At 63.7% G+C, this 25,752-nt stretch carries 27 protein-coding genes; 9 read left to right on the forward strand and 18 right to left on the reverse strand.

The genetic code is table 11. The features are described 5' to 3' along the window. The 9 genes from HYR72_16205 to HYR72_16245 all read right to left on the reverse strand — a co-directional run bounded on the left by HYR72_16205 (position 1) and on the right by HYR72_16245 (position 9,065). Positions 1-822 carry a tryptophan synthase subunit alpha gene (locus tag HYR72_16205; protein ID MBI1816523.1) on the reverse strand — a complete coding sequence of 274 codons (822 nt, stop codon included), beginning with the start codon at positions 820-822 and terminating at the stop codon, positions 1-3. Continuing rightward, positions 819-2,018: a tryptophan synthase subunit beta gene (gene trpB / locus HYR72_16210; protein MBI1816524.1), complete on the reverse strand. Its 1,200-nt coding sequence runs from the start codon at positions 2,016-2,018 to the stop codon at positions 819-821. The genes HYR72_16205 and trpB overlap by 4 nt, the downstream gene beginning before the upstream one ends. Further along, positions 2,002-2,616 (reverse strand): phosphoribosylanthranilate isomerase, encoded by a 615-nt coding sequence (locus HYR72_16215; protein MBI1816525.1) that lies wholly within the window; start codon positions 2,614-2,616, stop codon positions 2,002-2,004. Before HYR72_16215 ends, trpB begins: the two co-directional genes overlap by 17 nt. Beyond that, positions 2,616-3,392, reverse strand: coding sequence for an indole-3-glycerol phosphate synthase TrpC (gene trpC, locus HYR72_16220; protein MBI1816526.1), 777 nt, complete (start codon positions 3,390-3,392; stop codon positions 2,616-2,618). The genes HYR72_16215 and trpC overlap by 1 nt, the downstream gene beginning before the upstream one ends. Beyond that, positions 3,389-4,405, reverse strand: coding sequence for an anthranilate phosphoribosyltransferase (gene trpD / locus HYR72_16225; protein MBI1816527.1), 1,017 nt, complete (start codon positions 4,403-4,405; stop codon positions 3,389-3,391). Before trpD ends, trpC begins: the two co-directional genes overlap by 4 nt. 46 nt (positions 4,406-4,451) lie before the next feature. Beyond that, positions 4,452-5,030, reverse strand: a complete 579-nt coding sequence (locus tag HYR72_16230) for an aminodeoxychorismate/anthranilate synthase component II (GenBank protein MBI1816528.1) — start codon at positions 5,028-5,030, stop codon at positions 4,452-4,454. An 87-nt stretch (positions 5,031-5,117) separates the two neighbouring features. Continuing rightward, positions 5,118-6,599, reverse strand: coding sequence for an anthranilate synthase component I (trpE, locus tag HYR72_16235; GenBank protein MBI1816529.1), 1,482 nt, complete (start codon positions 6,597-6,599; stop codon positions 5,118-5,120). A 122-nt stretch (positions 6,600-6,721) separates the two neighbouring features. Further along, a complete protein-coding gene (locus HYR72_16240) occupies positions 6,722-7,396 on the reverse strand; it encodes an SPOR domain-containing protein (GenBank protein ID MBI1816530.1) in 675 nt (224 codons plus the stop codon). A 13-nt stretch (positions 7,397-7,409) separates the two neighbouring features. Beyond that, positions 7,410-9,065, reverse strand: coding sequence for an arginine--tRNA ligase (locus HYR72_16245; protein ID MBI1816531.1), 1,656 nt, complete (start codon positions 9,063-9,065; stop codon positions 7,410-7,412). A gap of 212 nt (positions 9,066-9,277) precedes the next feature. On the opposite strand from HYR72_16245, the gene HYR72_16250 reads away from it, so the two are divergent. The 8 genes from HYR72_16250 to HYR72_16285 all read left to right on the forward strand — a co-directional run bounded on the left by HYR72_16250 (position 9,278) and on the right by HYR72_16285 (position 16,327). Next, positions 9,278-9,478, forward strand: a complete 201-nt coding sequence (locus HYR72_16250; protein ID MBI1816532.1) for a hypothetical protein — start codon at positions 9,278-9,280, stop codon at positions 9,476-9,478. A 16-nt stretch (positions 9,479-9,494) separates the two neighbouring features. After that, complete coding sequence (locus HYR72_16255) at positions 9,495-9,800, forward strand: hypothetical protein (protein ID MBI1816533.1); 306 nt, start codon at positions 9,495-9,497, stop codon at positions 9,798-9,800. 249 nt (positions 9,801-10,049) lie between these two features. Continuing rightward, positions 10,050-12,437 (forward strand): DEAD/DEAH box helicase family protein, encoded by a 2,388-nt coding sequence (locus HYR72_16260; protein MBI1816534.1) that lies wholly within the window; start codon positions 10,050-10,052, stop codon positions 12,435-12,437. Next, the gene (locus HYR72_16265; protein ID MBI1816535.1) at positions 12,434-13,717 is read left to right on the forward strand and encodes a restriction endonuclease subunit S; all 1,284 of its coding nucleotides are present in this window, start codon (positions 12,434-12,436) and stop codon (positions 13,715-13,717) included. Before HYR72_16260 ends, HYR72_16265 begins: the two co-directional genes overlap by 4 nt. After that, complete coding sequence (locus HYR72_16270; GenBank protein MBI1816536.1) at positions 13,717-14,043, forward strand: hypothetical protein; 327 nt, start codon at positions 13,717-13,719, stop codon at positions 14,041-14,043. The genes HYR72_16265 and HYR72_16270 overlap by 1 nt, the downstream gene beginning before the upstream one ends. Continuing rightward, on the forward strand, positions 14,028-14,279 hold the full coding sequence (locus tag HYR72_16275; protein ID MBI1816537.1) for a DUF2283 domain-containing protein: 252 nt from the start codon (positions 14,028-14,030) through the stop codon (positions 14,277-14,279). Before HYR72_16270 ends, HYR72_16275 begins: the two co-directional genes overlap by 16 nt. A 49-nt stretch (positions 14,280-14,328) precedes the next feature. Next, positions 14,329-15,894 (forward strand): N-6 DNA methylase, encoded by a 1,566-nt coding sequence (locus tag HYR72_16280; GenBank protein MBI1816538.1) that lies wholly within the window; start codon positions 14,329-14,331, stop codon positions 15,892-15,894. Positions 15,895-15,919: 25 nt separating this feature from the next. Continuing rightward, positions 15,920-16,327, forward strand: a complete 408-nt coding sequence (locus HYR72_16285; protein MBI1816539.1) for a gamma-glutamylcyclotransferase — start codon at positions 15,920-15,922, stop codon at positions 16,325-16,327. Positions 16,328-16,368: 41 nt separating this feature from the next. Here HYR72_16285 and HYR72_16290 read toward each other — a convergent pair whose 3' ends face one another. After that, complete coding sequence (locus HYR72_16290) at positions 16,369-16,959, reverse strand: hypothetical protein (GenBank protein ID MBI1816540.1); 591 nt, start codon at positions 16,957-16,959, stop codon at positions 16,369-16,371. 36 nt (positions 16,960-16,995) lie between these two features. Next, entirely contained in the window at positions 16,996-18,300 is a 1,305-nt protein-coding gene (locus tag HYR72_16295; protein MBI1816541.1) for a hypothetical protein, read from the reverse strand. A gap of 197 nt (positions 18,301-18,497) precedes the next feature. Between HYR72_16295 and HYR72_16300 the strand changes: the two genes are divergently transcribed. Then, entirely contained in the window at positions 18,498-20,564 is a 2,067-nt protein-coding gene (locus HYR72_16300) for a hypothetical protein (protein MBI1816542.1), read from the forward strand. A 282-nt stretch (positions 20,565-20,846) separates the two neighbouring features. On the opposite strand, the gene HYR72_16305 is transcribed toward HYR72_16300, so the two are convergent. The 7 genes from HYR72_16305 to HYR72_16335 form a co-directional block, all read right to left on the reverse strand. Then, entirely contained in the window at positions 20,847-21,401 is a 555-nt protein-coding gene (locus HYR72_16305; protein ID MBI1816543.1) for a LemA family protein, read from the reverse strand. Positions 21,402-21,525: 124 nt separating this feature from the next. Then, complete coding sequence (locus HYR72_16310; protein MBI1816544.1) at positions 21,526-21,837, reverse strand: type II toxin-antitoxin system PemK/MazF family toxin; 312 nt, start codon at positions 21,835-21,837, stop codon at positions 21,526-21,528. Next, positions 21,834-22,067, reverse strand: coding sequence for a ribbon-helix-helix protein, CopG family (locus tag HYR72_16315; protein ID MBI1816545.1), 234 nt, complete (start codon positions 22,065-22,067; stop codon positions 21,834-21,836). The genes HYR72_16310 and HYR72_16315 overlap by 4 nt, the downstream gene beginning before the upstream one ends. Before the next feature lie 31 nt (positions 22,068-22,098). Next, the gene (locus tag HYR72_16320) at positions 22,099-22,305 is read right to left on the reverse strand and encodes a four helix bundle protein (protein MBI1816546.1); all 207 of its coding nucleotides are present in this window, start codon (positions 22,303-22,305) and stop codon (positions 22,099-22,101) included. A gap of 90 nt (positions 22,306-22,395) precedes the next feature. Next, positions 22,396-23,121: a DUF1566 domain-containing protein gene (locus HYR72_16325; GenBank protein MBI1816547.1), complete on the reverse strand. Its 726-nt coding sequence runs from the start codon at positions 23,119-23,121 to the stop codon at positions 22,396-22,398. Further along, positions 23,079-24,113, reverse strand: coding sequence for a hypothetical protein (locus HYR72_16330; protein ID MBI1816548.1), 1,035 nt, complete (start codon positions 24,111-24,113; stop codon positions 23,079-23,081). The genes HYR72_16325 and HYR72_16330 overlap by 43 nt, the downstream gene beginning before the upstream one ends. Positions 24,114-24,751: 638 nt before the next feature. After that, positions 24,752-25,651 (reverse strand): LysR family transcriptional regulator, encoded by a 900-nt coding sequence (locus HYR72_16335; GenBank protein ID MBI1816549.1) that lies wholly within the window; start codon positions 25,649-25,651, stop codon positions 24,752-24,754. Between the last annotated feature and the right edge of the window lie 101 nt (positions 25,652-25,752).

Here is a 25,752-nt window from a genome sequence, read left to right on the forward strand (position 1 = left end):
TCAGCCAGAATGCTCGGTACGCCCGTTGCGTATCGCGGTCTTCAGGCTGCGGATGAAGCTGCTCACGCGCTCGACCACGTCCGGCGCGCTCCCGTACTCTTCGATGATCCGCATCATCGCGGTGCCCACCACCACGGCATCGGCAAACTGCGCCACCGCCGCCGCTTGCTCGGGTTTGGTGATGCCAAACCCGACGCCAACCGGCAGCTTGGTCTGCCGCTTGACCTTCTCGATCATCGGCCGCACGTCAGCCGGCATGATCGCCTGCACTCCGGTGACACCGGTCAACGACACGTAGTAAACGAAGCCGCGCGCATGGCTGAGCACTTTGCGCATCCGATCGCTGTCACTCGTCGGCGCCAGCATGGGAATGATGTCGACTCCCGCAGCATCGGTGTGGCGGCGCAGTTCGCCGGCTTCTTCCGGCGGCAGATCCACGATCAGTGCGCCGTCGACTCCAGCGGCCGCCGCATCACGCGCGAAGCGCTCCGTCCCGTAACGAAAAATCGGGTTGTAATATCCAAAGAGGATGATTGGCATCGTCAGGCCCTGCACCCGCAGCTCCTGAACCAATTCCAGCACGCGCGCCAGCGAGACGTTCCGCTTCAATGCGCGCTGCGCCGAGCGCTGCAACACCGGTCCGTCGGCGGTTGGATCCGAGAACGGCACACCGAGTTCGAGGATGTCCGCACCGGCATCCTGCGCCGCAATCACGATGGCGCGGGTGCGTCCCATGTCCGGATCGCCAGCCATGATGAAGGGAATGAGCGCCGCCTCGCCGCGCTTGCGGAGCTGCGCGAAACGTTCCGCGATGCGACTCATTGATCGAGCTTCACGCCGAGGTAAGCCGCCACCGTGTTCATGTCCTTGTCGCCGCGGCCGGAGAGGTTGATGACAACGATCTGCTCGCGCGCCAAGGTTGGCGCCAACCGGGCGGCATAGGCAATCGCGTGCGAGCTCTCGAGCGCCGGAATGATGCCTTCGGTCTCGCACAGGAGCTGCAGCGCAGCGACGGCTTCTTGATCGGTCGCCGACACGTACGTCGCCCGACCCGAGTCCTTGAGGTAGGCGTGCTCGGGACCGACGCCGGGATAATCCAGCCCCGCAGAAATCGAGTGCGCGGTGCGCACCTGCCCCAACTCGTCCTGCAGCACGTAGGTCTTCTTGCCGTGCAGGACGCCGACCTGCCCGGCCGTGATCGAGGCGGCGTGCTTGCCGGTGTCGATTCCTTCGCCGCCAGCTTCGACACCGACCATCTTGACGTCAACATCGTCGAGAAACGGATGGAACAGCCCCATCGCGTTGCTGCCACCGCCGATGCACGCGATCAAATAGTCCGGCAATCGGCCCTCATGCTGGCGGATCTGCCGGCGCGCCTCGGTGCCGATCACCGACTGGAAGTCGCGCACCAACATCGGATACGGGTGCGCCGACATGGTCGAGCCGACCAGATAGTAGGTGGTCGCGACGTTGGTCACCCAGTCGCGCAGCGCTTCATTGATCGCGTCCTTGAGCGTGCAACTGCCGCTCTCAACCGAGTGCACCCTCGCGCCGAGCAACTTCATGCGGAAGACGTTGAGCGACTGCCGCTGCACGTCTTCGCTGCCCATGAACACTTCACACGGCAATCCGAAGAGCGCACAGACAGTCGCGGTGGCGACGCCGTGTTGACCCGCGCCGGTCTCTGCGATTATGCGCTGCTTCCCCATGCGGCTGGCCAGCAGCGCTTGGCCGAGGGCGTTGTTGATCTTGTGCGAACCGGTATGACAGAGATCCTCGCGCTTGAGATAGATCTTCGCTCCGCCGAGTCGCTCGCTCAGGTGCTTCGCGAAGTACAGCGGCGTCGGTCGCCCGGCGTAGTCGGCGAGGTGATACTTGAGGTCGCGATGAAACTCCGCATTGCGGCGGATCTGGCGATACGCCGTCTCCAACTCCAGCAGCGCCGGCATGAGCGTTTCCGCGACATACCGGCCACCGTAGATGCCGAAATGGCCGTGCGTATCAGGCAGTCTGTGCATTGGCGATGAACCTCTTCATCAGTTCGGCGTCTTTGATCCCCGGCTGCCGTTCCACTCCGCTCGCAACGTCCACCGCCAGCGGTCGCACCGCCCGCACCGCGTCGGCGACGTTGTCGGCGGTCAAGCCGCCGGCCAAGATCAAGCGCGACCGATCGCACGCAGCCGCCCATTCCCACGTGAATGCTCTTCCGGTCCCCCCTGGGTGCCCCTCCACATAGGCATCCAGCAAGATGAAATCAACGGGGTACTGCGCCGCCGCAGACACCGATTCGCGATCGCGCAGGCGTAACGCCTTGATCACCTTCAGCGACCAGCCCGCGCAATCGCTCGGAGATTCCTCGCCGTGAAACTGCACTGCCCGCAGGCCGACGCGTTCGGCAATCTCCGCCACACGCGCGCGCGCTTCGTTGACGAAAACGCCAACGCCACACACCGACGCCGGCAGCGTTGCAATGATGGCCTGCGCGGTCTCGACGTTCACACAGCGCGGACTGCGCGCATAAAAGTTCACGCCGATCGCCGCGGCGCCCGCCGCAACCGCCGCACGCGCATCTTCCACACGCGTGACGCCGCAGACCTTCACCTTCACCATCGCCACTAGCCCGTGACGCCGCGCAGCTCGTCCAACTTCACGCCCGGATCCGGCGCGCGCATGAACGTCTCTCCGATCAAGAACGCGTGCGCGCCCGCGCGCAGCAAGCGTTCGATGTCGGCGCGCGTCTCGATTCCACTCTCCGCCACCACCGTGCAGCCGGCCGGCACGCGCGGCAGCAGCCGCTCGCACGTCGCCAGCGACGTTACGAATGTGTGCAAGTCGCGATTGTTCATTCCGAGCAGCCGCGGCCGTACCGACAGCGCCAGGTCCAACTCCGCTTCGTTGTGAACCTCCACCAACGCATCAACCCCGATCATCTCCGCCTCAGCCGCCAAACTCATGAGCTGCTCGGGACGCAACGCCGCGACGATCAGCAAGATCGCATCGGCGCCGTACGCGCGCGCCTCGGTGATCTGGTACGGATCGACGACGAAGTCTTTTTCGATCAACGGAAGCGTCACGGCGGCCCGGATCATCGCCAGGTAGTCGAGCCGACCTTGAAAGAAGCGTTCGTCGGTGAGCACCGAGACCGCCGCCGCGCCATGGGTTGCATAGGCGCACGCAATGGCGAGGGGATCGAAGTCCGAGCGAATCAATCCCTTCGACGGCGACGCCTTCTTCACCTCGGCAATGATCGCACCGGGTTCGCTAACTGCCGCCACAAACCCGCGACGCGCTTCGCGATAGAGCGGACGCTCCCGCAGCGCCGCCAGCGACACTGCGCGCTTGCGCGCCGAGACTTCTTCGCGCTTGTTGGCGAGGATGTCGTCGAGGATCATGCGTTGGTGAACTCCACCATTGCCTCCAACTTCCGGCGGGCGCGGCCGCTGCCGATCGACTCACGCGCGAGCGCCACCGCATCCCGAACGCTGCTCGCACGCTCGCCGACATAGATCGCCGCCGCGGCGTTCAACACCACCACGTCCAGACGTGGCCCTGCCTCACCGTCGAGAACGGCGCGCACGACGCGCGCACTGTCTGCCGCACTCACCGGCCCCAGCAAGTCGTCGAAGCGACACGGGGTGAACCCGAGTTCCTCCGGCGCGATCCGATACGTAGTGACCGCGCCAGCGTGCCACTCGGCGATGCTGGTCGCGGCGGCGAGCGAAATCTCATCGAGACCATCGTCGCTGTGCACGACTAACGCGTGAGCGCTGCCCAACTCGCCGAGCGCGCGAGCGATCGGCTCGATCCATTGGGGCGCAAACACGCCTACCACCTGATGGCGCGCGCCGGCCGGATTCAACAACGGGCCGAGCAGGTTGAAGAGCGTCCGCACACCAAGCTCACGACGCGGGACCGCCGCGTGCTTCATCGCAGGATGAAACACCGGCGCGAAGAGAAAACCGATACCGATGGTATCGATGCACCCACCCACGCGCTCGGGCGTGAGATCCAGCTTCACGCCCAACGCTTCGAGCACATCGGCGCCGCCGACCGTGCCCGACATGGCGCGGTTGCCATGCTTCGCTACGGTGAGCCCGGCGCCGGCCACGACGAACGCCGCTGCCGTCGAGATGTTGAACGTGCCTTTGCGATCACCGCCGGTGCCACATGTATCGACGACGATCGCAGCCCGCGGCGTGATGCGCGTGGCGGCGGCGCGCAGCGCGCGCGCGGCGCCGATGATTTCGCCAACCGTCTCGCCCTTCATGCGCAACGCGATCAGCAGCCCAGCAATCTGCGCCGCCGTCGCGTCGCCGCGCATGATCCGGCCGATCACTGCTTCCATTTCGGCTGCAGTGAGATCGTGCCGATCAATCAGCCGCGTCAGGGCGTCGGATAGTTCCATTGCTCAGTCGCTCGCGCGTCCGCAGGCTCACGGAGAAGCTCCCTCTTCAGTGTCTCTCGCGCGCCACGTTGAGAAAGTTCTTCAGCAGCGCCTTGCCCTCGATGGTCAGGATCGACTCGGGATGGAACTGGACGCCTTCGACCAGCAGCTCGCGGTGGCGCACGCCCATGATCTCGCCCTCGGCGGTCCACGCGCTCAGTTCCAAGCAGTCGGGCTTGGTTGCCGGATCGATCACCAGTGAGTGATAGCGCGTGGCCTGAAACGGATTCGACAAGCCCGCGAAAATCGTCCGGCCATCGTGCAGGATCGGTGAGGTCTTCCCGTGCATGATGCGCGGCGCGCGGACGATGGTGCCGCCGAACGCCGCGCCAATGGCTTGAAGCCCGAGGCAGACGCCGAGAATCGGGATCTTGCCGGCGAAGCGCTCGATCACGGGGACCGAGATGCCCGCCTCCCGCGGCGTGCACGGCCCGGGCGAGATCACGATCATCTCGGGCGCCAACTCGGCCACCTCCGCCACCGTCAGCGCGTTGTTGCGAAACACGCGCACGTCCGCCCCCAACTCGCCCAGGTACTGCACGATGTTGTAGGTGAAGGAGTCGAAGTTATCGATCATCAACAGCATACGTCACCGCGGTTCGTGTTCGTGGCTCGTGCTCGTTCGGGGCTCGCCATCCGACACGACCACGACTCACGAGCACGGTTCACGACCTCACATCGCCTCCGCTAGGCGCACGGCGTGGATCAGCGCGCGCGCTTTGTTCACACACTCGGCATGCTCACGCTCGGGATCGGAGTCGGCCACGATACCGGCACCGGCACCGATGTAGACGGTGTTGCCGGCGACCAGCAGCGAACGGATGGTGATGCAGGTGTCCATATTGCCCGAGAAGTCGAAGTAGCCAACCGCGCCACCGTAGATGCCGCGGCGCACCGGCTCCAACTCTTCGATGAGTTCCATCGCGCGCACTTTCGGCGCCCCGCTCAACGTCCCCGCCGGGAACGTCGCGCGGAAAGCGTCGAAGCAGTCGAGTTCGGCGCGCAGATCACCGCGCACGTTCGACACCAAATGCATCACATACGCGTAGCGCTCGACTACCATGTGCTCGGTCACCGCCACGCTGCCGATCTTGGCGACACGGCCGACGTCGTTGCGGCCGAGGTCGAGCAGCATGATGTGCTCGGCGATTTCCTTGGGGTCGGTCATCAATTCCTGCTCAAATTGTGAGTCCTGCTTCTCTTCCGTGCCGCGTGGCCGCGTACCCGCGATCGGGCGTACCGTCACCTCGCGACCTTCGAGTCGCACCATGACCTCGGGCGACGAACCGAGCAACGTGTGCGGCCCCATGCGTAGGAAGAACATGTACGGCGATGGATTCACCGTGCGCAGGCAGCGATAGATGTTGAACGGGTGCGCGCGCAGGGGACACTCGAAGCGTTGCGCCAAGACCACTTGGATCACGTCGCCCGCGACGATGTACTCCTTGGCCCGCCGCACCATGGTTTCGTACTGTTCCTGCGTCAGATTGGACCCCACCGGCCCCGGTTCGCGCAACGCCAACGATCGCGGCGCTTCGACCGCCTTTTGCAAACGCGCGATCACGCGCTCCACCTTTGCGCCGGCCGCGTCGTACGCCGCGCGCAGCGCATCGCGTCCGCTGCCGGGCGTCAGGTGCGCGTGCGACACGACTTTGATCTTCTGCGCGACGTTGTCGAAGATCAACAGCGTATCGGCGAGTAACAGGTAGAGGTCCGGCATCGCGAGGTCGTCGGCCGCGCACTCGGGCAGGTGCTCGATGAAGCGAACGACATCGTAGCCGAGATAGCCCACGAAGCCGCCCGAGAAGCGCGGCAAACCCTTCACGGCGACCGCGCGATACTGGGCGAGCAGATCGCGCACGGCGCTGAGCGGATCGGCGACCTCGCGTTCTTCGGGCGGTTGGCCGGCACGTTCGAAGGTGAGGCGCGTGCCCTTGCTGCGCACGATCAATTCGGGTGCCGCGCCGAGAAAACTGTAGCGTGCCCACTTCTCGTTGCCTTCGACGCTCTCGAGCAGAAAGGCATCGCCGCCCTCGTCGATCTTGAGAAAGGCCGACACCGGCGTTTCGAGATCAGCGAGGATCTCGCGATACACCGGCACCAGATTGCCCTGCTCCGCCAAGCGGCAGAACTCGTCGAACTCAGGCGTGTACATTGGTCGTGACTCGTGGCTCGTGACTCGTGAGTCGTAAATCGTGATTCGTATCTGGCCGACCCCTTCTGCCTACTGCTTACTGCTTACTGCTTACTGCCTACTGCCTACTGTACTGCTCTTCCCTACTGCGATGTCACGTAGGCCGCTTCGAGTCCTTCCAAATTCTTCAGGCGCTGCTCCATCTCCTGTGCGCGGTCGTGGTTGGAGAAGCGGCCCACACGGACGCGGTACCACGTTTGCCCACGCATCGGCGCTTGCAACGTGTAAGCGTCGTAGCCTTTCGCGAGCAGGCGACGCGCGAGCGCCGTGGCCTGATTCGGATCGGTCGTGGCATAGACCTGCACCGTCCACCCGGCGTCGGCCCATTCTTGCGGCGATCGCTTTTCGCCCTTCTCCACCTTCGCCGCCGGCAGCGCGGCGGTCGGCTTTGCGGGCGCAAGCGTCGGCTTGACCAGGGCCAAAGTGGCGACGGCCTTGCCCGGCGTCGCTGTCGGCGTGGCGCGTAGCTTCATGAACGGCGTGTCGCTCGGCACCGCGTTGGCCGGCACGGCGGGAGCCACTGGCACCGCTGCTTTGGGCGCGTCGGACGCGGCGACCTCACCCGGTCCCTCTATCGCGGTGCGATCCGCAGGCTTGCGCACGATGCGTTCTTCTTGCGCCAGTCGGCGCTCGACCAAATCCTTCCCCACCCAGATGCCGAACACGAAGATCAACAACGAGGCGACCAGGAATCCCAAGGTCAACGTGAGCACCTGCCCCAAACTCAGCCCAGCGGAACGTGTGCGGCGTGCCATCATCCCCTCATCTTCATCACATGCTTTCGGGCGCGTGTACCCCTAACAGACCCAGGCCGCTGTGCAACACCTTGCGCACTGCATGCGCGAGGTAGAGGCGGGCGGCGGTGCGCGCGAGGTCATCGGTCAAGATGCGGTGCGAATTGTAGAAGCGATGAAACTCGCCCGCCAGCTCCATCAAGTAGAACACCACGCGGTGCGGCTCGAACCCGCGCGCGGCGTCTTCCACGGTATCGCTGTACCGCGCCAGTAACTTCATCACGGCGAGCTCTTCCGGTGCGGTCAACGTTTCCAAATGCGACGCGGCGGCCGGCGCCAGCTTCGCGCCCGCGGCCGTCGCTTGCTTGAACAGGCTGTGAATCCGCGCGTGCGCGTACTGAACGTAGAAGACCGGATTGTCCGAAGACTGCTTCTTGGCGAGGTCGAGATCGAATTCGAGGTGACTGTCGGCGCGGCGGGTGAGGAAAAACACCCGCACCACGTCGGCGCCAACTTCATCGAGCAACTCATCGACAGTGACGTACTCCGCCCGCCGCGTCGACATCTTCACCTGCACGCCACCACGCGTGAGCGTGACGAACTGGTAAATGATCGAGTGGATCTTCTCCGCCGGCAGTCCCAGCGCTTTGATCGCCGCCTTCACCTCTTCGTGCTCAGCGATGTGATCGGCGCCGAGCACATCGATGATCAGATCGAACCCACGTCGCAACTTGTCTTGATGATACGCGATGTCGGGCAAGCGATACGCCGGCTCCCCGGTCGACTTCACCAGCACGCGGTCCTTATCGAGCTCGAGCGCCTCGCCGGCCAACCACACCGCGCCATCACGATCGAACGCGAGCTGACGCGCGCGCAGCGCCTCGAGCACCGCAGCGATCTGACCGCCTTTGTAGAGCGTGTCCTCATTGAAATAGACGTCGAAATGGATGCCAACGCGGCCAAGCGTCTGCTCAATGTCGGCGAAGATGGCGCGCTCGGCCACGTCTTTGAACCTGCCAGCCGCTGGCTCGTCGCGCAGGCGATCGCTGTGCTCGCTGATCAATGTGCCGGCAATCTCGCGGATGTACTCGCCTTGGTAGCCATCTTCGGGAAACGTGATCGTGTCACCGAGCTGTTCGAGATAGCGCGCTTTCACCGATTCCCCCAGGAGCTTCATCTGGCGCCCGGCGTTGTTGAAGTAGTACTCGCGCGTGACCTGATGCCCGGTGGCTTCGAGCAGTCGCGCGATCGCGTCACCCAGCACCGCGTTGCGGCCGTGGCCGACCGTGAGCGGGCCCGTCGGATTGGCGCTGACGAACTCGACTTGGACCTTCTTGCCTTGCCCGATGTCGTTGAAGGCGAGCGGACCGTCGTGCTCGCCGATGTCGGCGAGCGTGTCGCCCCAGAATTTCAGCGAGAAGCGGAAGTTGAGGTAGCCGGGCCCTTCGACGTCGACGCCTGCGAGCAAACCGTCGGGGTCAGCGATGAAGCCGTGAATCGTTTCGGCGATCTGGCGTGGGGCGCGGCGTTCGGCGCGCGCCAAGCCGAGGGCGATCGCCGACGCCAGGTCGCCGAAGGCGGGATTCTTGGGCACCTCAAAAAGCAAAGGGGGGAGGCTGTCTGACTTCAGCGCTCCCCCCTCAATGGCTTGCGATAGTGCGTGCTGAAGCAGCGCTTCAAGTCGTTTTTTCATCCTCCCAACGCCAGTATCGCCCTTCGGTCATGTTCGTATTCGTCGCTGTAGTTACGCGCAAAGATGCCCGCAGAGATAGCCCGCACCTCCCAACGAGTCAAGGTGAAGGTTGCAACAGGCGTGGAGCGGAAACGAATGCAAGTGAGCACGATCCTCACCATCCTCGTTGCGAACACCGAGCAACTGCACCAGAAGCGCTGCGCGCACTCCCGATGGGCAACTTCGAACTGGCCAGCGGCTATCAAGATACCCCGGCTCCGTCGATCATCCTCGCAAACCCGCTCGTGAGGAATCTGCACCTACGGGTGCTGCTTTACGTGCCCCGTTTTTTCGGGCAGAAGTTCGAGGCGCAATGCTTGTGCTGCTCGCTGGAAGCAGGGTTCAAGGAATTAACCAAGGCCGGGCAGCGGTAGCCGGAGCTTGCTGCCGATGAACGAGGTTCACCGCACCCAATGGAATGCCTATCACTCGGCGCCGGGTTCTGTCTGGACTGTGCACGACGCACAGATGCCCGAAGAGACTGCTCCTTGCTGTGCAGTCTGTGGGCACTGTGACTGCGAGAGCTACGACCCGGTTGCTGGGCACTGTGCCGACGACGGCGATGAATCGTGCGAGGGCCAATACTTCGCCTATGTGCACGCCGACGGGCAGGTACTCTGCGAGCAGTGCGCCGATCAAGCCGGCATCCGCATCGCCGGGTGCGATTGCCTCGACTCCGCGGACGGCCGTCCCTGACGCCAACCGCCGAACGGCCATCGCGGGCCATCGTCGCCGGACGTAACTGGATGAGTAGAGCCGCACGAGCAACGCCGGTCGTCGGGGCTCGGCCGTGAGCTAGAGGGGGCAGCAGGTGCCACGCATCTTCGACAACATCGAGCAGCAATTGCTCCCTGCGCTTCGCGAGACCATCGAGGTGTCGGATCGCACCAACTGCCTCGCTGCGCATCGAGCGATGAGTGCGAATTCTAATGCGGCGAGGTTAGCGTGAGGTTGAGCGAGTCGGATACGCGAGCCAAGCTGATCGATCCCGGGCTGCACGGGCGCGGGTGGACCGAGGATCTCATTCGCCGCGAGGAAACGGCCGGCGCCATCCAGATCATCGACGGGAAGCCGCGCAAGCAGGCGAAGGGTCGGGTCGACTACGTCTTACGGATCAAGGTCAACTCGGAGACGCAGCCCGTCGCCGTGGCACTCATCGAGGCGAAGAAAGAGGGCCTGCCGCCTACCCACGGCCTGGAGCAGGCGAAGTTGTACGCGAGCGCGAAGCGGATGAACGTGCCGTTCGTGTTCTCCAGCAACGGGCACTTGTTCGTTGAGTACGACCGCTTCACCGGACTCACGACCGATCCGCGGCCCTTGGCCGCGTTTCCGAGCCCCGCAGATCTCCGCACTCGGTACGAAGGGGCGATGGGCTTCTCGTTGGCGGACTCTGCCGCACAGCCGTTGCTGATGCGTTACGCCGGTGGCGAGGCCACGCGGCGGTACTATCAGGACGCTGCGATCCGAGCGGCGCTGGAGAAGATCGCGCGCTGCGAACGGAGCGGGCAATCGAAGCACGTACTGCTGTCGCTGGCGACCGGTTCCGGCAAGACCTTCATCGCGGTCAATTTGCTGAAACGGATCGCCGATGCCGGCCAGTTGCGCCGGGCGCTCTTTGTCTGCGACCGCGACGAGCTACGCAGCCAAGCGCTCGGTGCCTTTCAGAACGTGTTCGGTGCCGACGCCGCGGAGGTGTTCAAAGAGTCCGACGGATCGAATCACGCGCGCAACGCGCGGGTTCACATTGCCACCTATCAAACGCTCGATGTCGACAACGAGGGCGGTACGGCCAACTTCCTGTCGACGTTCTATCCCGAGAACTACTTCAGCCACATCGTCATCGACGAGTGTCACCGGTCCGCGTGGGGCAGGTGGTCGGAAGTTCTCACCCGTAACCCGGATGCGGTGCAGGTCGGGCTGACCGCGACGCCGCGACAGCTCCAACCCGGCATCCGCACTCGCGAGTACAACGCTGACGCAGAGATCCAAGCCGACAACATTCGCCACTTCGGTGCAGCGGTGTACGAATACGACATGAGCCAGGGTATCGAGGACGGGTACCTCGCGGCCTGCGAGCTGGTCCGTCGCGACATTTTCCTCGACAAGCAGGATCAGACAGAGCGTCTGACCGGCATCAAGCGGGAAGACCTGAAGGGTAAGAAGCTCACCAAGGCGACAACCGGTGAAGACGTCAGCGAGGGCGAGACGCGGGCGCACTACGTCGCCGAGAGCTTCGAGGACGATCTGGTATTGCCGGATCGGGTCAAGGCGATGGCGGCCGATCTGTTTGCGCATCTGCTCGACACCGGCGGACCGGAGCAAAAGACGATCATCTTCTGTGCCCGCGATCATCATGCCGACGCGGTAGCAGTGGCGCTCAACAATCTGTACTCGCGCCGGTGCACGGAGAACGGGAAGCCGCGACTGGAACCGTACGCGTTCAAATGCACCGCGAGTGTCTCCGGGAGCGAGTATCTCGCCGACCTACGCGGCGCGCCGCGGTCGCACTTCATCGCCACGACCGTCGACCTCCTCACCACCGGCGTCGATGTTCCGGTGGTGCGCAACATCGTCTTCTTCAAGTACGTGCGCTCGCCGATTGCGTTCTATCAAATGGTCGGGCGCGGCACGCGGCTCGATCCGCCCACCGGCAAGCTGATGTTTCGGGTGTACGACTACACCAACGCCACGCGCCTGTTCGGAAAGGGCTTCGTCACCAAGCCGTCGCCGCCGCGCGAGCGCAAGGAGCCGGGTCCAGAGCCTCCTCCGCCGATCCAAGTTGAAGGATTCGATGTACAGATCAGCGATGCCGGCCGTTACATCGTGACGACGGTCGACGGCCATGCGATGCCGGTGACCGTTGAAGAGTACAAGGAGCGATTGGCGGCGAAGCTAGTCGAGGAGGCGCCGTCGCTCGATGCGTTCCGGGCGCGCTGGATCGTGCCGCACGAACGGCGCGAGCTGCTTCAGCATCTACCTGACGGCGCGCGCTCGGCAGCGCTGGTGCAGCAGCTCGAAGAAATGACCGAGTATGATCTGTACGACGTGCTCGCTGAGCTCGGATACGGCTTGAATCCGCGCACCCGCTCCGATCGCGCCGACGCCTTCGCGTACAAGCACGCCGGCTGGCTCTCCGCCTTGCCGCCAGAGGCGGCGGCTACGCTCAATGCGCTGGCCTCGCAGTTCGCACGCGCGGGTACCGAAGGGCTGGAGAACCCGGAGGTCTTCCAAACCCCAGAGGTGGTGCGCGCTGGCGGGCTTGCTGCATTGAGAACGATTGGTAAGCCAGCCGAGGTATTGCACGAGACAAAGGAACGGATGTTCGCTGCATGACCGATCGCGCCGCAATCAACTCGAAGCTAAGCAGCGGTGCGTCGTCGCAAGGCGCGGACGTAGCCACAGCCGCAATGCAATCGGTGCGAGGGGGCTGGACACGCGTCCCCTTCGGCGATGTGTCTGAAATCGTTGCTCCCCAGGTTGATCCAACGGACCCTCGGTTCGCAGATCTCCCGCACGTGAGCGGTGAGAACATCGAGTCCGGAACGTGCCGCCTCACCCGCGTAAAGACGGCAGCAGAAGACCGCATGATCAGCGGGAAGTATCTTTTCGAGCCGGGCGATGTTCTCTATTCGAAGCTACGTCCCTACCTTCGCAAAGTAGCCGTGCCTGACTTCCGCGGCGTCTGCAGCGCAGACATGTATCCTCTACGCGTCCGGCGAGAATTCCTCGATCCACATTTTGCCGCCTGGATGTTGGTTTCGGAGGAATTTACAAAGTACGCCATCGAAGAGTCGACGAGGGCGCGCATGCCGAAACTGAATAGAGACCAGCTCTTCGCGTGGAAGGCACCGCTCCCGCCTCTCCCAGAGCAGAGACGCATCGCGACGATTCTGGGGCAGCAGATCGAGGCCCTCGATCGGGCGCTTGCGGCAGCAAAGGCTCAGATGAGTGCGGTCGACGCCTTGCCCGCGGCGTACCTACGCGCGGTCTTCCACAGCTCACTGGCAAAGGCTTGGCCGACGAGAGGGATAGGAGAAGTCGCCAAAGTGCAATCTGGATTCGCATTCAAGAGCGAGTGGTTCGCGGCAAACGGCATCCGCCTACTTCGGAATGCGAACGTTTTTCAGGGATATGTAGCTTGGGACGATGAGGTCCGGCTGCCGATCGAGCGGCGTGGCGAATTCAGAGAGCACGAGCTATCCGTCGGCGACATCGTTCTTTCGCTCGACCGCCCTGTCGTCTCTAATGGCCTAAAGGTCGCTCGCTTGACTGCCGCAGATGTTCCAGCGCTGCTCCTTCAACGAGTGGGACGCTTCCGCCTTAGTGGTTCCGCGGATCCAGATTACGTGTACGCTTTTCTCAATTCCAAAACTTTCATCGCTGCAATAACCCAACATGACTACAGCCTCGCGGTCCCGCATGTGTCGCCAAAGCAAGTTGAGGCGGTCGCGATTCCTCTGCCGCCGCTTCCTGAGCAGCGGCGCATATCGGCAATCCTGCGCGACCAGATGGCGGGAGTGGAGAGATCGCGGAAGGCGCTCCGGGAACAGCTCGACGCCATCAACGCTCTCCCGGCCGCGCTCTTGCGGCGCGCATTCAGCGGAGAGCTCTGATGAACCGGTTCCCGTGCCCGTACCTGCACGGTGACGTGGATCTCACCGACGAACGTGAACGGCACATTGCGGCCCACCATCCGGATATCGTGCCGGAGCACAGCCACCGCATCGCGGAAACGCTTGCCGACCCTGACGAGGTGCGCGCAGACTCGGACTATCCGAACACCCGCCTCTTCCTGCGCTGGTACGATGATCTGCGAGCGGGTAAGTATGTGACTGTGGCCGTGGTGTCGGATCAACCGTCCGGCACGCGACATTGGATTGTGACGGCTTTCGTAGCGCGCAAGCCGCCGAGAGGAGACATCGAATGGAAACGCCCCTGACGTTTGAGTACGACGAGGTGGGCGACATCTTGTACATCAACAAGGTTCCCCCGTACGCCGAGCAGGACAGCGAGCAGTTGGGGTACAACATCGTCGCGCGCCGCAATCCACGAACCGCGGCGATCGAGAACCTGGAAGTCTTGTTCTTCACCCGTTGGTTGTTCAAGGGCGAGCAGCGGAACATCAGCGGCCTGCGTGACCTGTTCGCCGAGCCGGGAAGTTCGGCCCACGCGTAAGATGGTGCGTGCGAGCAGAGGCTCCAACAACCTTCCCAAGGTCAGAGCAATGAGAAGCGGCACCGGAAACGGCAGCGCCAAGCGCCTCGCTACGCCGCAATCCGTCAACAGCGCGGTCAAGAGCATCTGCGACGTCATGCGCCGGTCGAACTGCGCCGGTGCCATGCAGTACGTCCCGGAGCTGACGTGGGTTCTGTTCTTGCGCATCCTCGATGAGCGCGAGGCGCGGGAAGCGGACGCTGCGGAAGCGGTCGGAGCGGAGTACACCCCTTCGATCGAGCCGCCGTACCGCTGGTGCGATTGGGCCGCGCCGTATGATGAGTCATTGCGCACCGTTGGTGACGGAAGGCCTCAAGGGTGGAAACGCAAGGAGCTGCAAGACGGATCACTCGGCAGCTTCTTTTCCTTTGTGAACGGGCTGCTGCTGCCCTTCCTCAAGAAGATGCGGGAGCGGCCCAATGCCGCGGCAAAGCAGAAGATCATCAGCGCGATCATGTCGGGCGTTGAGCGGGTGCGGATCGACACCGAGCGCAACATGCTCGACATCCTCGACAAGGTGGACGCGATCAAAGACGAAACGATCGAGCCCACGCATGTGTTCCCGCTCTCGCAGGTCTACGAGGGGTTGCTCCTCAAGATGGGTGAGAAGGGGAACGACGGCGGCCAGTTCTTCACTCCACGTGAAGTCATTCGGGCCATCGTGCGCACCGTCAATCCGCAGCTCGGTCAGACGGTCTACGATCCATGCTGCGGCACCGGCGGCTTCCTCGTACAAGCGTACCAGCACATGCAGACCGCGCTCGGCGACCGCGCTACAGGCGATCAACTCGAGACGCTGAAGCACGACACGTTCTACGGGCGCGAGAAGGACAACCTCATCTATCCCATCGCGCTGGCCAACATGGTGCTGCACGGGATCGAAGAGCCGCGTCTGTGGCACGGCAACGCCCTCACCGGCAGTGAAACCTATGGTGGTCTCTTCCAAGATGCTCCCGCGCTCTTCGACGTCGTGCTCACCAATCCCCCGTTCGGCGGCAAGGAAGGCAAAGACGCGCAGACGCGCTTCGCCTACAAGACCCGCGCGACGCAGATTCTGTTCCTGCAGCACGTGATCGATAGCCTCAAGCCCGGTGGGCGCTGCGGCATGGTGTTGGATGAAGGCGTGCTCTTTCGCACCAACGAGACCGCCTTCGTGCAGACCAAGCGCAAGCTGCTGGACGCGTGTGATCTGTGGTGCATCGTCAGCCTGCCGCAGGGTGTGTTCACGGCCGCGGGTGGGAGCAGCAAGACCGACCTGCTCTTTTTCACCAAGGGTCAACCGACCGAGCGCATCTGGTACTACGACCTGTCGGATCTGAAGGTCGGGAAGAAGACGCCGCTCACTCTGAATCGGTTCGAAGAATTCTTCCGACTGCTGCCTGAGCGCGCTGACAGCGAGCGCAGTTGGACCGTGACGCGCAAAGAGATCGACGACAGCGGCCTCGATCTCAAAGCCGTAAACCCTCGTGCCCCGGACAATGAAGACAAGCGGACGCCGGAAGAACTGCTCGCGCTGATCGAAGCAAAAGGTCGCGAGGTCGCCGAAGCATTGGCGATACTCCGGAGTCGCGAGTGATGCGGTGCCGGCGCGAGAATATAGGATGCACGCAAGCATTGGCGCGAGGCGCCCCGCGCGCTTCTTCTTCTACGGAACGCTACGCGACGCCGCGCGCGTGAACGCGGTGGTCGGCCCTGCTTCGGGTTGGCGACGAGTCGCCGCTGGTAGCATCAGCGGGCGCATGTACGACGTCGGACCGTATCCGGCGCTCCGCCCCGGGCGCACTGCCGCGGAGCGTGTGCGCGGCGTCGTGATCGAGTTCGCCAACGGCGCCGCGGCGCTGCCTCTGCTCGATGCATACGAAGAAGCCGTCGCGGCGACACTCTACGTTCGTCGCCGCTGTCGCGTGCGTCTGACTAACGGCCGGACCCTGACTGCCTGGGTGTACGTCTACAACCGCCCGGTGACCGGACTACAACGGATTGCGGGCGGAGATTGGATGCATCGCTAGGCAGGCGGTCTCCGGTGCCCTTAGCGCTGCGAGGAGACTACCTATTCACGCACGATGGCGCTGCGGACCTCGGTGGCCGAGTGGCCGCCGCTGTCGGTGAGGGCTGCGGCAATCGACAACACGCTCCCGGGTACTGCGCTCGCATTCGGCAATACGCGGATCTTCACCGTGCCACTTGGCGCCGGCAGCCCGCTCCAGACGAGCTGCCCATCGACCCCGAGTCCCGCGTTGGGCACCGTGAGTTCCGTGGCGAGTCCCGCCGGCAACGTCACCGAGAGATCGCCGCCTCCGCTGACGTTGCGATAGCGGATGAGCAGTTGCACCGTTAGCCCACGGTGTACGGCCGTCGGAGCGACGACGGAGAGCGTGAGTTCCCGCGAGGTCGCCGCGCTGGTCTCGTTGCTCGCGACCGTGTCGCGACTGGCAGCGGCGGCCGCACCAGTGCCGTCGGTAGCCGTGGCATCGGCCGAGAGGATGGCCGGCACCGACGCTTGCGGGTCGATCCGTGTCTTCACCACCAGCAGTCCCGACGGAACGGGAAGATTCAGCCACGTGAGCGACCCCGCAACGATGCGACTGGGCGCCAATGAAGTCGAGAGAACTGTGACACCCGCAGGCAGCGCAAGCGTCACCTCGGCTCCGACAGCCGCGCCGGTATAGCGAACGAGCTAGGTCATCGTTCCACCCGGCACCGCTTTCCTTGGCGCGATCAGGGTCAGAAACAGTCCTGCGCGTTGACTTGCCCGCGGGCGCAACACGTCACTCGCCGCCACTTGCCGCCCGAATGCGTCGGCAAGCGTGGCACGGTTCTCAAGCGCGCTGGCGGCGGCAAGGCCGGGGTCGATCATCGCCTTGATCGTCGCCACGCCCGCGGGGCCCTTCGGCAAGGAGCCGGCGAAGAGAGTGACCGTTCGGCCGTTCACGAGTGTGGCCGCGCTCGCTGACACGCCGCGGATCGACAGGCCGGGTGGCAGCACGCTGGTGATCACCACGTTCGACGCATCACCCTTGCACGGATTCAACCACAGGAGCTGATAGAGGATTGCGCTCCCGAGCACCTCAGTGCCGGAATGGCGTATGCGGAATTGCAGCTCGCACCCGTTCATCGGGCAGGCGACCGCTTGGTAGTCGTCAAACCCCAGCACGCCGACTTCGGTCGCCATTCCCGTCAGCTTGTCGATCGCCCACAGTTTGTTCGCGTTGAGGCCCGCGCCCGCGCCGGTGGTACCATAGAGCTGCCCGAACTTGTCGAAGCTCAGCCCGCCCATATCATCGATTGGAGCCGCCGACGGATCTTGCAGCGCTCCGACCAACGTACAGGAGCCGTCCGTCTTGTCGATGCTCGCCAACTCATCAAAGGTCCCACCCGTATTGCTCACCGCGTACAACTGGCCATCGAGCGGATCGAAGGCGAGGTCCTCGATATCATCGAGGCAGCCGCTGATCGGAACGTAGTCCTGTCCAGCGCCAAAGGCCCGCGGAATACGCGCTCCGCTGGTGGGATCGATCTGAATCAGCACGTCATCCTCGATCAGCCGCCGGTGGCTGCCGTAGAGGATGCCGGTGGCTGGTTCGAAGGTGAGGCCCTTCACATCGTCGAAGGTTACGAACCCGTCGATCCCGTCGCCGATGCCGAACAAACTTGGAAGAGCGGAGAAGGCAGCGGTCGCGCGATCGAGCGTCCCGAGACCATCGGCGGCAGCAGCGTGCAGCACGTTCCCCGCCGGCGGCAACGCAATGGCTGCGATGCTGATAGCAGTATCGGTTCGGTCCTTGGTCAAGCCGATTGTAGTCTCGAGGCCGGACGTCTTGTTGACGCTCACCAACACGTGATTGGTGTTCGAGACCGCGAAGCAAACGTTCGGGTCCAGCTGCGCGTGAGCGGCGGACGAGCCAATTGCGCCCGTGGCAACTGAACTCCCCAGCACCAGGGTGATCAAAACAAGCGGACGGTGTCGGACGGGCCAGTGCATGAAATACCCCATCTCCGCAGCGGACTCTTCTGTTCCTTGGTACCACGCGCTTCGCTACGCGAGCAACCATTATCCTGCGCCTTGCATTTCGACTCCGGCGCGTTTGGGCTTGTTACGGATGCCGTCGCGCGCTTGACTCAGCCGACCCTGAGCTATAACCCCGCACTCATTCTCGCGACTCACAACAAAGGATCTGCATGCATCGCGCGCGCTTTGGAATGGTAGTCGGTTTGCTCCTCAGTCTCGCTGGCTGCGGGGGCAATTCGTCGACGCCGGTCGTGACACCGACGGCTTCGCACACAGCGACCATCGCCGTCGCCACTACGACCCCACTACCTTCGGCAACCGCCACTCCATCGGCGACGATCACCAACACGACCACAGCCACGCTTTCGCCCACGTGTGCCTGCACGCCAACCGCTTCGCCGACACAATCATTTACGGCAACGCCGAGCGTTACCCCGATTCCGACCGGTCCGATTGCATTGTTCTCCGCCGATGCGCTCAATCCCGCGAATCCGTTTCCGAGCGATCGGCTGCTCGACGACACTGGGCACGTCCACGTCACCGGCGCGCTGATTGGCGCGGATCTGCCCGCCGATCCGACCTTCGACACGGCCCGTGATCTCTCCAACACGGTTGCGGATCAGCTCACCGCGTTGACCGGCTTTAGCACCTTCGCGCCGATTCGAGTCAAGGTCGATCGCGCGGTGATCGTGCCGGAACTTGCGCAAGGCGATGTCGTGCTTCTGCAGCTTGATACGCTTCAGGATGCACCCGTCACGGTCGTGGCGGTTACTCCCGACATCAGCGGCGACTACGCCATCGAGATTCAACCGGTCGTGCCGCTGAAGCCGAAGACTCGCTACGTCTACGCCGTCACCCGCAATGCCGCGCACGACGCGGAGGGCCACGCACTCATTGCATCAGCGGACCTCAACGCGAGGCTGCACGGCCACGGCCCCGCCGACGCAGCGACAACCACTTGGGTGGCGACGCTCGCGCCGGTGCTGAGCAAGCTGCACGAGCGCTTCGGAACTACTATCGACGATGTCGTCGCGATCGACACGTTCACCACGCAGTCGATCGCCGATGATTTGATCGCGATTCGCGACGTGTTCGACAGCGGCCGGCTGCCCGCCGCCGATCCGGTGTTCGACAACTCGCCAATCCGCGGCCTGACGCTCGGCGTGTTCGCCGAGGGTACCCCGGAGTTCCTAGACTTGATCGGCAGCGCCACGTCACCCAATGTCGCCGCGGTCGCCATCGGCGTGTTCGACTCGTACGATTTCCGCACCGCAGAGGGCATCTTCGATCCCGACCGCATTGCACTGCGCACGACGCCGAAGCAGAACCATCTCGATTTCTACATGACGATCCCGAAGGCCCCGCCACCGCCGGGCGGCTACCCGATCACGATCTTCGGTCACGGGCTCGGGGGCAGTGGTCGCAACGCGGTCTTCGTCTCACAATTGATCGGCGACGCTCCGATGATGGCAATCGGCATCTCCGATGTGCAACATGGACGGCGCGGCAGTATGGCGAACTTCTTCGTGCTCAGTAACGGCTTCATCACCCGCGAGAACTTCCGCCAGACCATCGTCGACTATTTGCAACTCGCGCGCATGATTCGCCACACCACCGTCGGCCCACTGGCGCAGGTCGACAAGACGCGCATCAACTATATGGGCGTCTCCCTCGGCGGCATCATGGGCACGCTTTACATGGGCGTCGAGCCGCTGGTGAAAGTCGGCATGCTCAGCGTCCCGGGCGGCGGATTGCCCAGCATCATTCAGTCGGTAGAGATCGGCAAACTGCTCAAACCGCTGATCGCGAACACCGCCGGCATCGCGCTCGACGACCCGCTGTTCCCGGTGTTCTTCTACCGCTTCAGTCAGCTCTCGCAGTGGTACATCGATCCGGCCGACCCGATCAATCTGGCCCCCTACATGCTCGACTCCACAAAGAGCCTGCCCGGCGTACCGCCAAAATTGATCCTGATGCACGAAGGTATCGTCGACAACGTGCTACCCAATTTCACCACTGACGCGCTCGCCTTGGCGATGGGCCTGCCTGACGCGAAGGCGACTCACGGCTGCGCGTCATCCGACGGCTGCAGCGGCATCTGGCGCTTCGTGATGACGGAGTACGGTCAGCCCGAACTCTCCGGCCACGGCGTCACCGGCCTTATCCCCGAAGCCAGCGCGCAGGCCGGACACTTCTTAGTCACCGACGGTCACGAGATCAGTGACGCGGTTCCGTAAAACTCGCTGATGGCTGGTGGCTGATCGTTACGGACGATCAACGGTCGCCATCTCTCCAACCGCCATTGGACGGCTTTGCGCAAGGAGGCCCTCGATACGATCGCTTCGCGATCTACTCGGGCAAGCGGGTGGTAGGCTCTCCAAGAAGAAACCGATTCCCCGAGTAGTCGCACTGAGGAGAAGCCGAAGGCTTCGTATCGAAGGGCGGCGTATCGAGCGGCGGCTCTTTGTGTAGAGCTGTCTATCCGCCATACGCCATCAGCAGCGAGGCGAAGCGTCGCTTCAAAACGCGACCTTCGGGACCTGCTGCGCTTCCTTCGCGGCTTCGAAGTATTTCTCCTCGCTGAACCCGAACCAGTGAGCGAACGTCACCTGCGGGATCTTCTTGATGTAGATGTTGTACTCGCGCACGGTGTCGTTGTAGCGGCGGCGTTCGGTGGCGATGCGATTCTCGGTGCCGGCGAGTTCGTCCGACAGGCGCGCGAACTGGGCGTCGGCCTTCAGCTGCGGATACTGCTCGCTGATCACCAGCAAGCGCGAGAGCGCCGAGCCCAGATTCTCGGCCGCGTCGATCTTTTCCGAGCGTGAGCCGGCACCGATCAGCTTCGAGCGCGCGTCGGCGATACGCTCGAACACTTCCTTCTCGTGTCCGGCGTAACCCTTGGTGGTCTCGACCAGATTCGGAATCAAATCGTTGCGCCGTTGCAGTTGGTTCTCCACCTGCGCCCACGTCGCGTCGACCTGCTCTTTGAGCGACACCATGGTGTTGTAACCGCAGCCGCTCACACTCGCCGCCAACAGCATCGCCAACCCGATTCGAGTGATCCGCACGCGCATCACGCAGCCCTCCCTGCGCTTGGTGTCGTCCACTGCCCGCCGCGAGTCAAGCGCCGGCCCGGATGGATTCCCGCCAGAAGCACGCGGGACTGACGGAGGGGGACAGGTGCGTCGTGATTGCTCGTCAGTATCCGAGCGCAAACAACAGGGCCGCGCGCACTTCCGTCATGCGTGGCGCGCTCAGGGTTGTGATCAACGCCCCGATGCGGCCGCGTGAGACCGTTTGCACGTGATCCAAGTTGACCACACATTCTCGGGCCATCCCATCCCCCTTGCTGAGCATCACCTCCGACGGGATCTCACGCACCGTCGAGGTGATCGGGGCGATGGTCACCTCTCCAAGATAGTCGAGCGCCGACTCGCGCGTGAGAATCACCACCGGGCGCTTCTTGTCCGGCGCCTGGAACCGATACCAGCGGACTTCACCTCGCCTCATGGTTCGGGCCACGCCTGCTCGGACTCCCAGGCGTCGAACTCCCCGCGCCGCACCGGTTTTGCGCTGTAGCCGCGACGGTGCTTTTCTTCGAGTCGACGCAAATCCAACCGGCGCAGGGCGTCGCGGAACGCTCGGCGGGCAAAACCCGAGCGCGTAGTCCCCAGCTTGCGTGCGGCCCGATCGACCTTCGCAACCAGGTCATCCTCCAACGTCATTTGTACTGTTCGCATGACCGTCGGCTATCACTATGACTGTAGCTATTCAACCCAACATTCGTAGAGCAGCGGGCGCTTTGTCGCGCCGCGCGTTGGCGCGCACGATCCGCGTCAATATCCGGCGCGCGGTGTCGCGCAAGTCCGATCCGATCGTATACTTGTGGTAGCGCGAGAAACTATGCACCACCTGCTCGATGTACAGACACAGGTCGTATGCCCGTTTGTAGATCGGAAGATGGTCGCTTCGTGCCACTACGCCCTGTGGAAAACTTTTCCCGACCGGGGGCTCACGCCCCCGGTCAAATTGTCAATCGATCAAATCATCCAATGATCAAGGGCGGACTCACAAGCCGCCGCGCACCGCCCGAACGCTGTCCGGGAGGGGCTTATAGTCGCTGTACACGTCCCCGTAGCCGAAGGTCACGACCCACGCGTAGTTCGGGGGGCTGTTGGCGGTGGTAGTGGACGACCAGTAGCCGCTGGACGCCGTACAACTGCAGGTCGTGACGGTACAGCTTGCGACGCACCCAGTGCTGAACGCCGGGCTCACCGTCGGGCCTGGGTACGCGATCTCGTAGTTCACAATGCTCTGCAACTCCTTGATGCTCGGAATGCGCCAGTCCGTGCGCCCGGCGAACCCGCCTCCCCCATTCAGCGCCGCCAGAAACGCGGTCACCATTGTCCCGTTCATCGTGTACGGCGACGTGTTCATGCCCCACGTGTAGGTGTTGTCCTTGTCGTGGATGGAGCCGTTGTCGCTCTTCTTCTCCCACATCAGGCCGGTGTTGGTGTCAGTGATCGTGCCGTCGCCGTTGTCGGTGTACGCCAGCGTCGCCCCCGGCTGCACGTCGCCGTCGGAACCCGTGCCGTACGAGGTGGTCTGCCCCGAGGCGGGAAACCCACCCGCAGACAGCGTACCGGTCACGCCGAACAGGTTGACCCCGCTCGCAATGTTCGAGGCCACCAAATCGGTATCAACGGCGCAGTAGCCGGCGCCGTTGTGATAGCCGGTAGCGATGGTTTGGTTCACTGTGCTTGGGGTGAGCGTGACGGCGCCGTTGTTCGCCATCGTGCCCGTCCCCGCGCCGCTGGCGTTGGAGAAGGTCTTCGGCGAGAGCACGTCGCCGGCCGCCGCGTTGCCGCGTTGCCGCTGGCTTGGATCACGCTGCCGTTGACGCCGAACAGGTTCACGCCGTTCTTGATGTTGCCCGACACCAAGTCGGTGTCGCCCACGCACTTGCCCGATCCATTGTGGTAGCCTGCGGCGATGACTTGATCGCTGGCGGAGGGCGTCAGCGTGACGGCGCCGTTGTTCGGCATGGTGCCGGCCACTCCACCAGCCGTGCCGTTGGAGAACGTCGTACCGGTGAGGCAGCTGCTCGCGACGGCGGTGCCGGTCGACACGATGCCACCACACTGTACACTCGGTTGTCCGTCGTCGTCCGGCCCGTCGATGGCGGCCACCACCGCATCGAGACCGGCCACCGCGTCACTGATCTTGTTCGGGTCGCTGATCGGCGGCGTGAGCGCGAGCATCGCGGTGCGCACTTCAGCGAGCCATTCCAGGGCGCGCGGGTACTGCGTGACGATCGCCTGCTGCGCCGCGCACGCGTGCGAGGCCGCCACGCAGTCGCTCCACTCGTGCAGGGTGTCGATCGAACCGTCGCCGCCGAAGTGCGTGCACCAGGTGTCGAGATTCTCCGCCTCGATCGGCTCGCTCAGGGCCGCCCCGGGTCCGAGAACGTCGGGCACGCCGTGGGTAACGTTGAGCATGCCCGGAGCGCACTTCTTGTCGATCGCCGCCGTCAGCTTCTCGCCCAAGCTCTTGCCGGTGGCGCGCGTGTCGTAGATGTTGCGAAACTGGAGCACGCAGATTACGGGCACCGGGGTGGTGAGCGGCGCGTTGGCCTTTATCACCTTGCCGGCCACCGCGTTGAGGCAGTTCGCCACGGCGTTGAGGTCATTGTCGGCGTAGGTTTTGGAGGCGGTCTTCACCGTGTTCTGGCAGGTGTTGAGGCTGGTCGCCGGCGGCGGCGGCAGGGCCGTGACCGGCCGGCCCACAGCAGGGCCCCGGTGATGGTGAGCGCTGATCGTGTTCTCATGATGGTTCCCCCTCTCTTTTTTTCGGACTGCTTTATTCGCTGCTTGCTTCTGAGTGCCGCGATGATCACGGCGGCCCTAACGGACCGCCGGACAGGCACGGAGGCCTGTCCCCACCGGATCGGATTTCGTTCCGCTCCCCCCGTCATTCCCGCAGGATTCCCCTCCGTCATTCCCGCGTGCTTCTGGCGGGAATCCATCCGGCGTCTCCATCCGCCTGGATGCCCGCCTAGTGATTGCGGGCATGACGGAACCGGGGGAAGTGGCATGCGGAAGAAAAACCGATTTGTGAAAGGGAGAAACCGCGAACGGTGGCGAAGCAACTAGTGCGTGCGTGCGTGCGTGCGTGCGTGCGTGCGTGCGTGCGTGCGTGCGTGCGAGAAGCGCGCCATCGATGCGAACGGTTCGAGGAATACTGTCGCTCCCGAGCATCGCAAGCACGGTAACCCAGTGACTCAATCAGTGTCAATCGAGATTCGTGAGGCGTGACTCGTGAGTCGGGGTCGTCGAAGCCATCCGCTCCGTAAGATCGATCGACCTGTTTGCCCGAGTTGTGAGCGGAGCGAACGCATCGAGGGCTTTTCCCTCGTGCAAAGCCCCTACGCAGTCAACAGTTGCGGCAAGCGCTCGGTACACAGCCGCGCGAACGCCTTTAGGGTCTGCAACTGGTGATTCGCTTCGCGAAAGCCGAGGCCCCAGCCGCGACCCAGGCCGCTTTTGCCGATGGAGACCGTGGCCACGTTCCCACTCGCCGTTTCCGCACGCACCGCCCAGCGCGGTACGATCGCCACTCCCAAGCCGACTCGGACCATTCCAACCACGGCTTCGAGATGATCCATTTCCATCGCGACCTGCGGAAACACCCCGGTCTCCAGCAAGATGCGCTCGATCAGGGCAAACGTCTGGCTGCGGCGCTCATAGATGAGCAATGGCTGGCCGGCGAACTCGCTCGCTTGAATGCGCTTGCGTTCCGCCCACGGATGCGACGGCGCCACGATCGCCACCAGCTCATCGCGGCCGAGATCGAGAATGCGCAACTTGGGCTGCGACACGGGCAGCGTCAGCACACCGACATCCAACTCGCCTTCGTGCAGGCGTTCGAGCGTCAGCCGTGTGTGTCCGCTCACCACGCGCAGTTCGACTTTCGGAAAACGGTCGCGAAACTCCTTAAGCACGCTCGGAAGTAAGTAGTGACACGCGGCGCCGCCGGCCCCGATGCGTAACACACCACCGCCCGCGTGCTCGTAGTCTGCGAGCACACGCTCCGCCTCGTCGATCTTGGCCAGAATCTGCCGCGCATAGTGCAGGAGAATATCGCCGGCGGCGGTCGGTCGCGCACCGGCTCCGGTGCGCGCCACCAGCTTCACGCCGACTTGCCGTTCGAGCGCGCTGATCTGCTGACTGATCGCCGACTGGCTCAGGTTCAGTCGTCGCGCCGCGCGCGTAAAGCTCGCCAGATCAACAATCGTCGCGAACGTCCGCAGTTGCTTCGTGTCCATTACGGCACTCCCTCTTCATAAGTCAGACCGATCGACGGGTTCCATCCCGCTGATGTCCTATCCACCACACCGTTGCTCGCTTCTGCAGCAGGCCGCTGCCT

The sequence above is a fragment of the Deltaproteobacteria bacterium genome (assembly GCA_016178705.1).
In the GTDB taxonomy this organism is placed as follows: Bacteria; Desulfobacterota; Binatia; order HRBIN30; family JACQVA1; genus JACOST01.